This is a genomic window from Sphingopyxis sp. sgz302558, assembly GCF_057220455.1.
In genome coordinates this window covers 327,289-341,698 of the sequence record NZ_JBXPUZ010000001.1, presented here as the reverse complement: position 1 = coordinate 341,698, position 14,410 = coordinate 327,289, and the positions used below count along the sequence as shown (strand labels likewise).

The window sequence follows — 14,410 nt, the reverse complement described above, 5'->3', positions numbered from 1 at the left end:
TTGCGCGCTTACCGCTCAAACCCGTTACGGTCGACCAGCACGTCGCGCCGGCCGACATGATTGGGGGGACCGATAATGCCGTCCTCCTCCAGCCGGTCGATCAGCCGCGCCGCGCTGTTATAGCCGATGCGCAGCTGGCGCTGCAGCCAGCTGGTCGACGCTTTCTGGCTTTCGATCACGATCTGCTTGGCCTTGCTGTAGATGCGGTCCTCGGCGCTGTCTTCGCCCACCGGTGCGCCGTCGAGGGCAAAGCCGCCGTCCTCGGGCTCTTCGGTCACCGATTCGATATAGTCGGGCTGGCCCTGCGTGCGCCAATGGTCGGCAACCGCGCGCACCTCGTCGTCCGACACGAACGGCCCGTGGATGCGCGAGATCTGCTTGCCGCCGGGGACATAGAGCATATCGCCCTTGCCCAGCAGCTGTTCGGCCCCCGCCTCGCCCAAAATGGTGCGGCTGTCGATTTTCGAGGTGACGTTGAACGAAATACGCGTCGGCAAATTCGCCTTGATCACGCCAGTGATGACATCCACCGAGGGGCGCTGCGTCGCGAGGATCAGGTGGATGCCCGCTGCACGCGCCTTTTGCGCCAGCCGCTGGATCAGGAATTCCACTTCTTTCCCCGCGGTCATCATCAGGTCGGCGAGCTCGTCGACCACCACGACAATCTGCGGCAGCGGCTGGTAATCGAGCGTCTCTTCCTCATAGACCGGCTGGCCGGTGTCAGGGTCATAGCCCGTTTGCACGCGCCGCCCGAGCGATTTGCCCTTGGCAAGCGCGCCGCGCACTTTCTCATTGTAGCTGGCCAGGTTACGCACCGACAGCGACGACATCATGCGGTAGCGGTCCTCCATCTGCTCGACCGCCCATTTCAATGCGCGGATCGCTTTCTTGGGCTCGGTAACGACCGGCGAGAGCAGATGCGGGATGCCGTCATAGACGCTGAGCTCCAGCATCTTGGGGTCGATCAGGATCATCCGGCAATTGTCGGGTCCAAGCCGATAGAGCAGCGACAAAATCATCGCATTCAGCCCCACCGACTTACCCGACCCGGTGGTCCCGGCAATCAGCAAGTGCGGCATTGGCGCGAGGTCAGCAATCACCGGATCGCCGCTGATATTCTTGCCCAGAATGATGGGCAGCTGGCCGGTCTGTTCGGCGAACAGGCCGCTGCCGATCATTTCGTGGAGTACGACAGCCTCCCGCCTGGCATTGGGCAGCTCGATACCGATCACCGTGCGCCCCGGAATGGGCGCGATGCGCGCCGACAGCGCCGACATGTTGCGCGCGATATCGTCCGCCAGGTTTGACACGCGGCTGGCCTTGGTGCCCGGCGCGGGTTCAAGTTCGTACATGGTCACGACCGGGCCGGGGCGCACGGCGGTGACGACACCTTTGACCTGGAAATCTTCCAGCACCGATTCGAGCAGGCGCGCGTTGCGCTCCAGTGCGGCCTTGTCGATCGTGCCGCCCTGGCGCGGCGGTGGCGGGGCTAGCAGGTCAAGCGATGGGAGCTGATATTGGGTGAACAGCTCGGTCTGGCGCGCGGGTTTGGGACGCGACGCAGGCGCACTGCGCGGCACCGGATCGCTGATCTCGACCGGTGCGCGCGGTTCGGTAGCAGCGCGCGGACGCGGGCGGATGACCTTGGCGACCAGCGAAACGGGCTTTTCGCTGGATAGCGCGGGCGCGCGGTCGGCGATGAAGGGCGCGTCGCTACTGCCCCACGACCAGCCGCTCGCCCAATCCTTCGGCAGCGCCAGCGCGCGCCACGCGAGCCACAGCCCCAGCGCGGCGAGCAGCAGGATCACCCCAAAGCGCAGCAGTGCGGCCCATGGCGCGGCGATAAGGTCGAACAGCGGTGCCGCCTCGCGCCCGGCCAATAATGCAACAATCCCGCCCCATCCGGCCGGGAGCGCGGCATTGCTGGCGGGTGACCACAGTTCAGCCCCCAGCCCGACCAGCAGCACGCCGCCGAGCAGCAAAATAAGCTGGCGTTTCCATCTCGGCTGGGTGTCGCCGCGCCACATCCGCGCGGCAAAAACGGCCGTTAATGGGACCAGCAGCACCGCCCCGATCCCGCCGGTGAACAACAGCGCGTCGGCAACCATTGCCCCGGCTCTGCCCATCCAGTTGGCGCTGGCACCGCCTGCCGCTGTGTGGATGGCATCGTCGCGCGGGTCATAGGTTACGAGCGCCAAGAGCAGAAACAGGGTAAAGGCAAACATCAGCACGGAGCCCGCCAGCCAGCTGATGCGCGCGATGCTCTGGCGGAAGGTCGTCCGCCAATCGACGCGTGTCATTCCGGCCCGCTGGCTTGCCATAGACGCTTCATTCCCCCGCGCGCCAACGGTTAACGGCGCGCTGCGGTGCTATGCACGCCGCGCGGACTCGCCGTCAAGCGAAGCGGGCGGCATTGCGCAGCGCGTGCGCAGGCATTAGTGGAAAAGCCATGGCCGAAACCCTTTCCAGCGATGTCATCATTTCGGGCGGCGGTCTGATCGGCCAGACGCTCGCGATTGCGCTGGCGCATCACGGGCTTTCATCAACTATCGTCGATCCGGCCGATCCCATCGCCAGCATTGCCCCCGATTTTGATGGACGCGCCACGGCGATTGCCAGCGCCAGCTGGCGCATGTTCGAGGTACTGGGGCTGACGCAGCGGCTTGCCCCGCTCGCCTGCCCGATTCGGCAAATCTGGGTTAGCGACGCGCTGCGCCCCGGCGAGCTGGATTTCGTGCCGAATGAGGACGATGGCGCGCTGGGCCATATGGTCGAAAATCGCGCGCTAAGGCTGGCCCTAGCCGAGCTGCTGTCGGCTTCGCCGCTGATCCGGCTGATGGCGCCGGCGCAGGTGATATCGCAAGAGCGCGGGGCGCACGGTGCCGTCCTGACGCTTGCCGATGGCACCCGGCTGGCCGCACCATTGCTCGCGGTGTGCGAGGGCCGGCGCTCGCCGACGCGTGATGCAGCGGGCTTTACGATTGCGCAGTGGTCCTATCATCATCACGCGCTGATCGGCGGCTTTGCCCATGAAAAGCCACACAACAATATCGCCTATGAGATATTCTACAGCGAAGGGCCATTCGCGATCCTGCCGCTGAACGACCTCGCCGATGGCCGCCATCGCTCGGCGTTTGTGTGGAGCGTCGCCGAGGCGCGCGGGCCGGGGTTGATGAAACTGGGGGAGCGCGGCTTCACCGCCGAGCTCGAAAAATGCATGGGCGGGGTCCTGGGCAAGATCGAAATGATCGCACCCCGTCAGTCCTGGCCGTTGGGTTTCCATCGCACTGCTGGCCTGGTCGCCGAACGGCTGGTGCTGGTGGGCGATGCGGCGCACGGCATCCATCCGATCGCTGGGCAGGGGTTCAACCTTGGCTTGCGCGACGTTGCCGCGCTGGCCGAAGTGCTGGTGGAAGGCACCCGGCTGGGGCTCGACCTTGGCGATGCGGCGTTGCTGGCGCGCTACCAGCGCTGGCGCGGGCTTGACAATATGCTGGTGGCGCTGGCGACCGACGGGCTCAACCGGCTGTTCGGCGTGCCGGGCGGTGCGGCCTCGGCGATCCGGCGCGCCGGATTGGGCGCGGTGCAGCGCACCCCAATGCTCAAGCGTTTCTTCATGGACCAAGCGCGCGGCGAGGCAGGCGATTTGCCGCGGCTGCTGGCGGGGGTTGAGGTTTAGCGCCGCTATTGCAGCGTCACATACCCCTCATCGCCATCGGCGCGCCCGAAAAACTGCATCAGCTGTACCGCCAGTTCAGCGCGCTCGCCGATCGTCTCGGCTTCTAGCAGTGCCTGCTTCGCCGCCGCGTCGAAGGGAGCGACTTGCGCGATGCCGTTGACCAGCGTCGCATCGTCAAGCTGGCCTACCGCATTCCAGTCAACCAGATAGCCCTGCCGCTCGGCAAAGCGCTTGGCTTCGCGCTCCACTCCAGCGCGCTCGATGCTCGACAGGCTGTCGTCGGCGGCGCTGTCCTCGATCTCGGCCTCGACCTGGCGGAACGGCGTGACGACCTCGAGCTCGCGCAGCACGCGAAAGCGCGTCAGGCCCGCCAGCACCAGATTGAAGCGCCCATCGTCCAGCGCCTCAACATCGGCGATATGGCCCACACAACCAATGTCGAACAGCGCGGGAGGCTCGCGCATTTCTGTACCGGCAACCACGCGCGGTTGAATCATGCCGATGCGTCGGTCGCGCACCAGAACCTCCTGAACCATAGCGCGATAGCGCGGCTCGAAAATATGCAGCGGCAGTTGCAGGCCGGGAAACAGCACTGCGCCCGTCAGCGGGAATATGGCAAGGCGGCGAACGGTCATCCGAACAGGATCAGCGACAAACGGCGGCGCTGGGCGGCGACCCACGGGTCTTCCAGCCCGACCGCTTCAAACAAGGCGAGCAGCTTGGTCCGCGCTGCGCCCTCGTTCCAGTCGCGCTCGGCGGCGATGATGTGCAGCAGATGATCGGCCCCCGCGTCGCGCTCACCCGCCGCAATCTGCGCGGCGGCAAGGTCAAGGCGCGCCTGATGGTCGGCGGGATTGGCGGCAACGGCCGCCTCCAGCGCGGCGCGCTCGCCGGCGTCGGGCGCGTCGGCGGCAAGCGCCAGCGCCGACCGCGCTTGTGCCAGTGCAGGGTCGGCGGCAATTGCCTCGGGTACTGCCGCCAGCGCGGCTTCCGCCGCCGCAATATCGCCTGCTGCGACCAGCGCGCGCACCAGCCCGGCGTGCGCGGCGGCATGGTCAGGCGCCATCTCAATAATCTGGGCAAAAATATTGGCGGCGCGCGGGCCGTCGCCTTCGCCCAGCACAGTTTCGCCCATGTCGATCAGCGGCGCAATCTGCGCCGCCAAATCGCCCGCCGCGCTTTCGACCGGTAACTGCGTCAACAGCTGGTCAAGCATGGCTTTAAGTTGTCCCTCGGTCCGCGCGTTGGTCAGGTTCGCGACCGGTTGCCCTTGAAAAATCGCATAGACGGTGGGGATGGACTGCACCTGAAACTGCGCGGCGATGAAGCGATTGGCATCGACGTCGATTTTGGCCAGCACGATCCCGCGATCGGCATAATCGGCGGCAACCTTTTCCAGAACGGGGGTCAGCTGCTTGCACGGCCCGCACCATTCGGCCCAAAAATCCAGAATCACCAATTTGGTCATCGACGGATCTACGACCGTGCGCCGAAATTCCTCGACCGCACGCTGTTCGTCAGGACTCAATCCCAGAGTTGCCACCGTAATTTTCGCTTTCGCTTTGGCGCGGACTCGGCCCGCGTGTTTTTTGTCTGCGACCCTATGTGGGGCGACAGAGGGCAATTGCCAAGGGATTCGCGCGGTGGCGCTGCACCACAAAAATGCCCTTGCCCCGCCCCGCCCACCATGCTAGCGGCCCGCTCCTGCCCAGACGGGTCCGGCCTTCGGCCCCCGTCAATCAGCGCCAGAGCGGGCGTAGCTCAGGGGTAGAGCACAACCTTGCCAAGGTTGGGGTCGAGGGTTCGAATCCCTTCGCCCGCTCCAGTTTTTCGTACAGCATCCCATTTTTTGGTAGGCATGACTGGCTTTGCCATGACGCGGATCGGTGCGGCTGGCGCGCTCTGGCATCTCCATGCTATATATACAGCCTTGCTGCGGTCCGAACCGTAACCACCGGCGGACCGGGGCGCGGCTTGCCATTGGGGGCGGGAATGCGGATGGCGCATCGCATTTGGCACATCGGTGCTTCTTTCCTGGCGCTGGCTGCCATGGGCCCTGTAGCGCAGGGTGCCCCGGATCCCACTCCGATTCCCAAACCGGTGCACGTCGCACCCGCGCCGATGGCGCCGCTGCCGCCCGCCATCATCGACGATACGCTGACCATTGGCGGCGAGGATATTGATGCGCGGCGGCAGCGCACGCGGATGACGGTGGCGGTCAAGGTCGACGGCACCGGTCCCTATCGCTTTGTCGTCGACAGCGGCGCCGACAGTAGCGTCATTGGCACGCGGATAGCGCGCGCGCTAAACCTGCCTGCGGGCAGCGCCATCACCCTCAACGCGATGACGGGCAGCAGTATCGTTCCGCGCGTGCTGGTTGGCGAACTGGGGCTGGGGACCACCAGTGTGTCCGATCTGGAACTGCCCGTGCTGTCGGAAAATGATCTGGGGGGCGACGGCATGCTGGGCATCGACGCGCTCACGGAACAGCGGCTGATGCTCGATTTTGAAAAGCGCACTATCAATGTCGAGGATGCGCGGCGTCCTGCGCCTCGGTTTGACGGCGAAATCGTTGTCACCGCACGTCGGCGTAATGGCCAACTGATATTGACGCAGGTCAAGGCCAACGACCGTCCGATCGAAGCGGTCATCGACACCGGGTCCGAAATCACCATCGGCAATATGGCGCTGCGCGACCAGATCATCCGACGGCGCAGCGCGACCATTGAGACGATCGAAGTGACCGGCGTGACCGGGGTTACCGTGCCGCTGGAAATCGCCACAGTGCGCGAAATCCGGCTGGGCAGCATCATCCTCCATAATGTGCCAATAGCCTTTGCCGACGTGCCGCCATTTGCCGTCTTTGGCATGGCGGACCAGCCCGCGCTGCTGCTCGGTACCGACCTGATGGCAACCTTTCGCCGCGTCTCGCTCGATTTCCGCGCGCGCAAGGTACGCTTTCAGTTGCGGCGCTGCGAAGCCACCGGCATCCGCATCAACACGACGTCAACCAGCCTGACCTCGCGGTTGCAGGTCGAGAAAGGTCGCGGCGAAGCTTGCAAGCGTTAGAGTTTGTGCGCCATAGTCCGGCGGCGGCGGTGCCGCGCCTGGAGAGCTTGTCATGCCAGCGGTGAAGGCCGGAACCATTCATTCGACGCTTGGGCCCAGCGACAACCCCTATCTGGGCGGCGCATGGCGGCCGACTTTCAACGAATGGAATGCGGTGTTCGGCCCGGGCGATGCCGAAGTGATCGGGGCCATCCCCACCGACATCGACGGCGTTTATGTGCGCACCGGCGAAAACCAGATACACGAACCCATCGGGCGCTATCATCCCTTTGACGGCGACGGTTTTCTGCACTGCATGTCTTTCAAAGGCGGGCGTGCGGCCTATCGCAGCCGTTTCGTGCGCACCAAGGGCATGGCAGCCGAGGCCGAGGCGGGGCGGTCATTATGGGCGGGGCTGATGGAGCCGCCGCACAAATCGACGCGGCCCGGCTGGGGCGCGCAGGAATGGCTAAAGGATGCATCCTCGACCGACGTCATAATCCACGCCGGGCGCGTGCTATCGACCTTTTACCAGTGCGGCGAGGGCTATCGACTCAACCCCTTCACGCTCGAGACCGAAGGAACCGAGGGATGGGTCCCGCTCGACGGCATTTCCGCGCACCCGAAGCTCGACCCTGTTACCGGCGAGCTAATGTTCTTCAATTATTCGAAGCATGCGCCCTACATGCATTATGGCGTGGTCGGGGCAGACAACCGGTTGAAACATTATGTGCCCATCCCGCTGCCCGGCCCGCGCCTGCCGCACGACATGGCCTTCACCGAAAATTTCACTATCCTCAATGATATGCCGCTCTATTGGGACCCGGAGCTGCTCGAAAAGCGTATTCATGCGGTGGGCTTTCACCCTGATCAGCCGACACGCTTTGCGATCATTCCGCGTTATGGCAGCGCCTCCGACATCCGCTGGTTCGAGGCTACGTCGACCTACACACTGCACTGGTTGAACGCGTGGGAGGAGGGCGAAGAGATCATCCTCGACGGCTATTTTCAGGAAGAGCCGATGCCCAAATCCTTCCCGGAGGCACCGCCGGGGCTGGAGCGGATGATGGCCTATCTGGACCAGCAATTGTTAAAGCCGCATCTGCACCGCTGGCGTTTCGACCTCAGGACAGGCCAGACGCGTGAGGAGCGGCTCGACGAGCGCATTTTGGAATTCGGCACGATCAACCAGCGCTATGCCGGCCGCAAATATCGTTTTGGTTACAGCACAATCCCCGAACCTGGCTGGTTCCTGTTCCGCGGGCTGGTTAAGCATGATCTGGCCGCCGGAACCAGCGACAGCGTGGAGTTCGGCCCCGGCCGCTTTGGCAGCGAAGCCCCCTTCATCCCGCGGATGGGCGCCACGGAAGAAGACGACGGATATCTCGTCACCTTCGTTTCCGATGTCCCCAATGACCGCAGCGAATGCGTGCTTTACGACGCGCGGAATCTCGCGGCGGGTCCGGTGTGCCGCATCATCCTGCCCGAGCGCATCTGTTCGGGCACGCACGCCTGCTGGGCCAATGGCGACGACATTGGCATGGGCCCAAATCCGATCCTCGCCGACTGATGCCCGGCAATAGGGTGCGGCAATGGTTGCGCGAGCCGCTGGTGCATTTCCTGCTCGCCGGGCTGGCGGTGTTTGGGCTGGCATCGCTGCGCGATCAGCCGGTCGATCCGGCGAGCCGCACCATCACCATCAGCGAGGAACAGGTGGGCCGCCTGGTGGCGCGGTGGCAGGCGGCATGGCAACGCAGCCCGACCCCGGGCGAGGTCGACGCACTGATCCGCGATCACATTAAGGAAGAGGTTTATTACCGCGAAGCGCTGCGGCTGGGGCTCGATCAGGACGACCCTATCATCCGTCGGCGCCTCCGCTCAAAGATGGAGTTTCTGGGCGGCGCGGCGACCGAAAATGCCGTTCCCGATGATGCGACATTGCAGGCGTGGCTTGACCGCAATCCGGCGCGCTACGCTACTGCGCCGCGTTTCAGCTTTGACCAGATTTATCTGGGACAGGGGGACGCCGACGCGTTGGCGGTCCGGGCGTGGAACGTCCGCCAGCAAATGCGCGGCGGAGCGGCATGGTCAACGCTGGGCGAGCGGCTGTCGCTGCCGCCCAGCACTGAGGGCGCTGACCGTGCGGCCATCGATCGGCAGTTTGGCGATGGCTTTGCTGCCGGGCTAACCGCATTGCCGATCGGACAATGGCGGGGACCGATCGCCTCGGGCTTTGGCGCACATTTGGTGCGGGTACGGGCCGTAACGGCAACCGCGGCGCCGCGCCTGATCGATGTCAGGCAGGCAGCCGAAAATGACTGGCGCGCCGCGACGAAGGCGGAGCGCGAGGCCAAGGCCTATCAAGCATTGCTCGACGGCTATACGATCAAGATCGAACGGCCATGATGCGCGCGCTATTGGCGCTGCTGCTGGCATTTGCGGCTGCTTGGCCTGCTGCCGCCGATACGCTGCGTCCCGCTTATGTCGAGTTTACCGAGCGTGACAACGGTAGCTGGACATTGCTGTGGAAATTGCCGGTGCAGGCCGATCTGACACCCGATGTTCGGCCCGTACTGCCGCCGGGCTGCGCTATGGCGAGGCCCAGTCAACACAGCCTGTCGGCGACCGCGCTGGTCAGCCGTGCGGTGGTGCGCTGTTCGGGTGATGTCGCGGGCCAGCGTATCGGCATGGCCGGGCTCGACCGCGCGGTAACCGACGTTATCGTCCGCGTCGCGCCGCTGGATCGCCCTGTGCAAACGCTCCGGCTGACCCCCGACGAACCAACGGCGACAATCATCGCGCGTGCGGGACGCTGGCAGGTGGCGGGCAGCTATTTCATCATCGGCGTCGAGCACATCGTCTTGGGCTATGACCATTTGCTGTTCGTGCTTGCCTTTGTGTTGCTGCTCGATGGGGTGCGGCGGATTGCGGCGGCGGTGACGGCCTTTACGATTGCCCACTCGGTAACGCTGGTGGGGACGACGCTGGGCTATCTGGGCCTGCCCTCGGCGCCGGTCGAAAGCGTGATTGCCTTGTCGATCATGTTTCTGGCGGTCGAGATTTTGAAGAAGCAGCCGGGCAATCCCCGCTTGTCCGAACGCGCACCATGGATTGTCGCCTTTGGCTTTGGCCTGCTGCACGGCTTTGGCTTTGCTGGTGCGCTTAGCGAAATCGGGCTACCCGAAGGTGAAGTGCCGATGGCGCTGTTCGCCTTCAACCTGGGGGTCGAGGCGGGGCAAATTGCGATTGTATTGGCGGGCGCGGCAGCGCTGGCGCTGCTGCGGCAGTGGGCGCAGCGGTCGGAGCCAGCCATTGTCCGCGCGGCGGCCTATGCCATCGGCATTGTCGCGGGTGTGTGGTTCGTCGAGCGCACGCTGGGCTGATGCTGGACAGGCACCGGCAGCGCGGCTAGGCGCGCGTCACAACTGGTGCAGGAAAACCGCATGTCCTTCATTCAAATGCTTCTCATTGCCGTCATTCAGGGCGTCACCGAATTTCTGCCCATTTCCTCTTCGGGCCACCTCATCCTGCTACCCAAGCTGGCCGAACTGCCCGATCAGGGGCCGTTGATCGATGTGGCGGTGCATATCGGTTCGCTGCTGGCCATCATCATCTATTTCTGGCGCGACGTCCGCGGGCTGGCGCAGGGCGGTTTTGCCACCATCGGTATCGGCAAGGCGCCCGACCAGCGCAACCTGTTCCTGTGGATTGTGCTCGGCACCATCCCGGCGGTCGCGGTCGGCTTTCTGCTTAAAGACATGCTTGAGGAGTTTCGCTCGACCCACCTCGTCGCGGTGAACCTGATTGTCTATGGCATACTGCTCGGCATCGCCGACCGTTTCGGCAAGGAAGAGCGCAGCTATGAAAATCTCACGCTGCGCGATGCCATCATCGTCGGCTGCGCACAGGCGCTGGCGCTGGTGCCGGGCACCAGCCGATCAGGCGTAACGATGACCGCGGCGCGCTTCCTTGGCTATAAACGCGTCGAGGCGGCGCGTTTCTCCTTCCTGCTGTCCATTCCAGCGGTGGCCGGAGCGGGCACGCTCGTGGCGCTTGAGCTCGCAGATGCGACGGCGCAGATGCAGATGGACGCGCTGATCACCGGCGCGCTGACCTTCGTCGCGGCCTTTGCCACCATGGCGTTCCTGATGAACTTCCTGCGCAAGGCAACGATGATGGTGTTTGTTGTGTACCGCGTCGCGCTGGGCGTAGCGCTGTTGGCCTTTTTCTAGAACAGCCCGGGAATCTCGCGCTGCGCCGCCGATGGCTGCGCGGCCGTTACCGGCACCATCTGCTCGTCGACGACCTGTTGGCGCGCTGACTGCGCTTGAACCCCGGCCTCCGCAATCGCGCTGCACGGACGTCCGGCCAGAAAATCAATCGCCCGCGCGATCGACGTTTCGCGCGCATCGCCAAGCGGGAAGGAAACATTGTCAGCGGCCGCGCAAGTGCGCTGCACCTTGGGCGCGAGGCCGTTGAAATAATCCCCCGTCCCCGCCGCATTGCCGGTGGAAAACGCGACCACCCGCATCCGGTCATCGCACGCCGCGCGGTCGAGCGCGATCTGGCCTACCGGCTTGCCGAAGGTGTTGGCGCCGACCAGCGCCATATTGCTGCCGAGATAGGGGAGCATGCCGTTAATAACAAACTCGCTTGCCGAGGCGGTCGAGCCTGTACCGATAAAGGCGATGCGCGTCGGGGCGATTGATTGTGGTTGCGGCGCAAAGAAATCCAGCTCGTTATTCGCCGCCTTTTCGGGGCGGAAATCGGTGCGGCTGAAAATTTCGCTGGTGAAGCGGTTCCGGCCCATCAAATCGCCCATTAGCTCGGCGGTCGAAACCAGCCCGCCGCCATTATAGCGGAAATCGATGATCAGTTCGGTCACGCCTTCGTTGCGGAAATTCAAAAAGGCGGCGCGCAGCTGCGCATCAGCCGAAGAGATGAAGGTGCGCAGGTTGAGGTAGCCATAGCGGCGCCCGCCCTCCTCGATAATCTTCGCACCATAGCGGTCCGAGATGGGGTCGATGGAAAAATCAGCCTTGGTCACGGTGACATCGACATTGCCCGCGCCATTGTTGATGCGCAGCACGCGCGACAGGCCCGCCGTATTCGGCCCAAGCGCGGTGTTGATGCCCGCTGTGCCCTCGGCGGTGACAATTTCATTGATCGTGCGCAAATTGTTGGCCGTCGTCCCGATGGCAACAATTTCGGTGCCGCGGTCAATTCCGGCGGCAAGCGCTGGCGCGCCTTCATAGGCCTCGGCGATGAACAAGCGCCGCGCGCCGCTGTTATAGGAAAGGCGCACGCCGAACCCGGCGCTTGCGCCGCTGGAGAAAAACGCATTCTCCTCGGCAATTGAGGTGATGTAGGTGAAAAACCGGTCCTTGCCCGCCGCGCGTGCCGGGGCAACCAGCGCGTCGATATAGGCATCGACAGTCGAAAAACTCGACGGGTTGACGCCGGAGGCGACGTCGGACGGGAACAGATACCATTCGTTGATGACGTCGCGGGCAAAGGTCTGACGCTCGGTCAGCGAGCAGCCCGCCGTCTGCGTGGGCGTTGGCGCCGGGGTGGGCGTTGGGGCCACACCAACCGGCGGGGCGGATCCGCCACCACCACCGCCACAACCGGACAGCAGCAATGCTGCTATGGTGATGGAAGCAACGCCTGCGCGCATAACTATTTTCCCCGGAAGCTGAGTGACCCGGCGATGCTGCCACCGAGCCGGTTAATCGGGGATGAAACAAGCCTGTAACAGCGTCAAGCTTCGCTTGCGGCCCGTCCACGAAAGCCCTGTGCGACCACGAACAATTCGGGTGATCCCTTTCGGCTTGCAGGGGGCTTGGCATGTTTGACGCTGGCGAAATTCTGTTTGAGTAGCGTCAGCAGTTCGCGGTCGGCCCCACCGGCAAACACTTTGGTCACGAAACTGCCGCCGGGCTTTAAGGTGCGGATGGCGAAATCGGCCGCGGTTTCAGCCAGCGCCATGGTGCGCAGATGGTCGGTCTGCGGATGGCCGACGGTATTTGCGGCCATGTCCGACAGTACCAGATCGGGCATGGAGCCAAGCGCGGCCAGCAGCGCGGCGGGCGCATCATCGTCCATGAAATCTTGTTGCAGGATCGTCACGCCTGCAATCGGTGCGCATTCGAGCAGGTCGATGCCCGCCACCGCCGCGCGCGGGTTGAGCTTGCGTACCACTTGCGACCAGCCGCCGGGCGCGATGCCTAGATCGGCGACCGCGCGTGCCCTGCCCAGGAAAGCGAATTTTTCATCCAGCTCGATAAGCTTGTAGGCGGCGCGCGAGCGATATCCCTCGGCCTGTGCGCGTCGCACATAAGGATCGTTGAGCTGGCGCTCGAGCCAGCGATTGGACGACACCGTGCGCCGCCGCGCGGTCTTAACGCGCTGGTGCAGCCCGCGCGCTCCGCTGCCTGCTTTGCCTCCTCCTGCCTTGCTGCCGCCGCCAGCTTTACCGCCGCCGCGGGTCATTGCGGCTGGCCGCGGCGGATGACCGGACTGTCACCATCAAATCCGGCGAGGCGGCGCAAAATGCCCTCACGAATACCGCGATCGGCCACGCCGACCCGGGTTGCGGGCCACAGATCCATAATGCCTTCCAAAATGGCGCAGCCCGCCACCACCAAGTCGGCGCGCTCGCGCCCGATGCAGCCAAAGGCCGCGCGTTCGTCAAGCGAGGCGGCGGCGAGCTTGGCGCTGATATCGCGCATCGCTTCGGCGGGAACAATCAGGCCGTCCACCGCGCGCCGGTCATAACGCGGCAGTTCCAGAAATACGCTGGCCAGCGTCGTTACCGTGCCGCTGGTGCCCAGCAGGCGCAACGCTGCGCTGCTGGAGCCCGTAGCCACCCGTGCTGCAAAGCTGGCCAACGCATCGCGCGTGACGCTGCGCATGCGTTCATAAGCGGCGACCCGCGCGGCGACATCATCGCCAATAACGGGGGCATATTCGGTTAGCGACACCACGCCCCAGGGAATGCTGATCCAGTCGTCAATGCGGACCCGGCTGTCGGCTTCACCCACCAACATCAGTTCGGTCGATCCGCCGCCAATGTCGAAAATCAGTGCGGGTCCGTCGCCAGGCTCGAGCAGGCTGTGGCAACCCAGCACGGCCAGGCGGGCTTCCTCAGCAGCGTCGATGACATCAAGTGCGATCCCCGTTTCCTGCCGCACCCGCTCGACCAGTTCGGCGCCATTGACAGCGCGGCGGCAGGCTTCGGTTGCCACCGCGCGTGACAAGGTTACGTGGCGGCGGCGCAGCTTGTCAGCACACACCGCCAGCGCGCCCACCGCGCGGTCCATCGCGGCTGCGCTGATGCGGCCGGTGGCTTGCAATCCTTCACCCAGCCGGACGATGCGTGAAAAGGCATCGACGACAATCAGCTTGCTGTCTTCGGGGCGCGCAATCAGAAGACGGCAATTGTTGGTGCCAAGATCGATGGCGGCATAGCCAGGGGTGCGATGGTGTGCGGGGTTGGCCGCTGCCGCAGGCCGGTCATTTGCGTTCGGCGGGCGCGGTCCCCGTCGGGACGGCTGCCCTTGTGGCACTGCCGCATGGCGCATGGCCCGGTCACTCTTCCCAATCACCCGGCGGCGGATTGTCCGTCATCGGGCACTTGGGTCCAGATTAGGGGCAGGGCGCGGCCATGGCAACCCCATGGCC

Annotated in this window: 12 protein-coding genes and 1 tRNA gene; 7 read left to right on the top strand and 6 right to left on the bottom strand. The window is 64.5% G+C overall.

Features of this window, described 5'->3' with window-relative positions:
* Positions 1 to 8: 8 nt before the first annotated feature.
* Positions 9 to 2,321 (bottom strand): FtsK/SpoIIIE family DNA translocase, encoded by a 2,313-nt coding sequence (locus AC2TC0_RS01670; protein ID WP_484715753.1) that lies wholly within the window; start codon positions 2,319 to 2,321, stop codon positions 9 to 11.
* A gap of 128 nt (positions 2,322 to 2,449) precedes the next feature.
* Between AC2TC0_RS01670 and AC2TC0_RS01665 the strand changes: the two genes are divergently transcribed.
* Positions 2,450 to 3,679 (top strand): FAD-dependent monooxygenase, encoded by a 1,230-nt coding sequence (locus AC2TC0_RS01665; RefSeq protein WP_484715752.1) that lies wholly within the window; start codon positions 2,450 to 2,452, stop codon positions 3,677 to 3,679.
* A gap of 5 nt (positions 3,680 to 3,684) precedes the next feature.
* Here the strand turns inward: AC2TC0_RS01665 and AC2TC0_RS01660 are convergent, their stop codons facing one another.
* Together AC2TC0_RS01660 and AC2TC0_RS01655 are read right to left on the bottom strand one after the other, a co-directional pair.
* Entirely contained in the window at positions 3,685 to 4,314 is a 630-nt protein-coding gene (locus tag AC2TC0_RS01660; RefSeq protein WP_484715751.1) for an LON peptidase substrate-binding domain-containing protein, read from the bottom strand.
* The gene (locus tag AC2TC0_RS01655) at positions 4,311 to 5,222 is read right to left on the bottom strand and encodes a tetratricopeptide repeat protein (protein ID WP_484715750.1); all 912 of its coding nucleotides are present in this window, start codon (positions 5,220 to 5,222) and stop codon (positions 4,311 to 4,313) included. Before AC2TC0_RS01655 ends, AC2TC0_RS01660 begins: the two co-directional genes overlap by 4 nt.
* A 207-nt stretch (positions 5,223 to 5,429) precedes the next feature.
* On the opposite strand from AC2TC0_RS01655, the gene AC2TC0_RS01650 reads away from it, so the two are divergent.
* The 6 genes from AC2TC0_RS01650 to AC2TC0_RS01625 all read left to right on the top strand — a co-directional run bounded on the left by AC2TC0_RS01650 (position 5,430) and on the right by AC2TC0_RS01625 (position 10,959).
* Positions 5,430 to 5,504: transfer RNA gene (locus AC2TC0_RS01650), tRNA-Gly, on the top strand.
* Positions 5,505 to 5,677: 173 nt separating this feature from the next.
* Positions 5,678 to 6,748, top strand: coding sequence for a retroviral-like aspartic protease family protein (locus tag AC2TC0_RS01645; protein WP_484715749.1), 1,071 nt, complete (start codon positions 5,678 to 5,680; stop codon positions 6,746 to 6,748).
* Positions 6,749 to 6,800: 52 nt separating this feature from the next.
* Positions 6,801 to 8,297 carry a carotenoid oxygenase family protein gene (locus AC2TC0_RS01640; protein WP_484715748.1) on the top strand — a complete coding sequence of 499 codons (1,497 nt, stop codon included), beginning with the start codon at positions 6,801 to 6,803 and terminating at the stop codon, positions 8,295 to 8,297.
* Complete coding sequence (locus AC2TC0_RS01635) at positions 8,297 to 9,133, top strand: peptidyl-prolyl cis-trans isomerase (protein WP_484715747.1); 837 nt, start codon at positions 8,297 to 8,299, stop codon at positions 9,131 to 9,133. Before AC2TC0_RS01640 ends, AC2TC0_RS01635 begins: the two co-directional genes overlap by 1 nt.
* Complete coding sequence (locus AC2TC0_RS01630; protein ID WP_484715746.1) at positions 9,130 to 10,110, top strand: HupE/UreJ family protein; 981 nt, start codon at positions 9,130 to 9,132, stop codon at positions 10,108 to 10,110. The genes AC2TC0_RS01635 and AC2TC0_RS01630 overlap by 4 nt, the downstream gene beginning before the upstream one ends.
* Positions 10,111 to 10,170: 60 nt before the next feature.
* Entirely contained in the window at positions 10,171 to 10,959 is a 789-nt protein-coding gene (locus tag AC2TC0_RS01625) for an undecaprenyl-diphosphate phosphatase (protein ID WP_484715745.1), read from the top strand.
* On the opposite strand, the gene AC2TC0_RS01620 is transcribed toward AC2TC0_RS01625, so the two are convergent.
* The 3 genes from AC2TC0_RS01620 to AC2TC0_RS01610 form a co-directional block, all read right to left on the bottom strand.
* A complete protein-coding gene (locus AC2TC0_RS01620) occupies positions 10,956 to 12,404 on the bottom strand; it encodes a S41 family peptidase (RefSeq protein ID WP_484715744.1) in 1,449 nt (482 codons plus the stop codon). The two genes, AC2TC0_RS01625 and AC2TC0_RS01620, sit on opposite strands and share 4 nt — an antisense overlap.
* An 83-nt stretch (positions 12,405 to 12,487) precedes the next feature.
* On the bottom strand, positions 12,488 to 13,219 hold the full coding sequence (locus AC2TC0_RS01615) for an RlmE family RNA methyltransferase (RefSeq protein WP_484715743.1): 732 nt from the start codon (positions 13,217 to 13,219) through the stop codon (positions 12,488 to 12,490).
* Positions 13,216 to 14,310 (bottom strand): Ppx/GppA phosphatase family protein, encoded by a 1,095-nt coding sequence (locus AC2TC0_RS01610; RefSeq protein WP_484715742.1) that lies wholly within the window; start codon positions 14,308 to 14,310, stop codon positions 13,216 to 13,218. Before AC2TC0_RS01610 ends, AC2TC0_RS01615 begins: the two co-directional genes overlap by 4 nt.
* Positions 14,311 to 14,410 lie beyond the last annotated feature (100 nt).

Bases quoted from the DNA above. Each gene is read 5' to 3' on its own strand.
- AC2TC0_RS01670 (WP_484715753.1), bottom strand. From the start codon at position 2,321: ATGGCAAGCCAGCGGGCCGGAATGACACGCGTCGATTGGCGGACGACC.
- AC2TC0_RS01665 (WP_484715752.1), top strand. From the start codon at position 2,450: ATGGCCGAAACCCTTTCCAGCGATGTCATCATTTCGGGCGGCGGTCTG.
- AC2TC0_RS01660 (WP_484715751.1), bottom strand. From the start codon at position 4,314: ATGACCGTTCGCCGCCTTGCCATATTCCCGCTGACGGGCGCAGTGCTG.
- AC2TC0_RS01645 (WP_484715749.1), top strand. From the start codon at position 5,678: ATGGCGCATCGCATTTGGCACATCGGTGCTTCTTTCCTGGCGCTGGCT.
- AC2TC0_RS01640 (WP_484715748.1), top strand. From the start codon at position 6,801: ATGCCAGCGGTGAAGGCCGGAACCATTCATTCGACGCTTGGGCCCAGC.
- AC2TC0_RS01635 (WP_484715747.1), top strand. From the start codon at position 8,297: ATGCCCGGCAATAGGGTGCGGCAATGGTTGCGCGAGCCGCTGGTGCAT.
- AC2TC0_RS01630 (WP_484715746.1), top strand. From the start codon at position 9,130: ATGATGCGCGCGCTATTGGCGCTGCTGCTGGCATTTGCGGCTGCTTGG.
- AC2TC0_RS01625 (WP_484715745.1), top strand. From the start codon at position 10,171: ATGTCCTTCATTCAAATGCTTCTCATTGCCGTCATTCAGGGCGTCACC.
- AC2TC0_RS01620 (WP_484715744.1), bottom strand. From the start codon at position 12,404: ATGCGCGCAGGCGTTGCTTCCATCACCATAGCAGCATTGCTGCTGTCC.
- AC2TC0_RS01615 (WP_484715743.1), bottom strand. From the start codon at position 13,219: ATGACCCGCGGCGGCGGTAAAGCTGGCGGCGGCAGCAAGGCAGGAGGA.
- AC2TC0_RS01610 (WP_484715742.1), bottom strand. From the start codon at position 14,310: ATGCGCCATGCGGCAGTGCCACAAGGGCAGCCGTCCCGACGGGGACCG.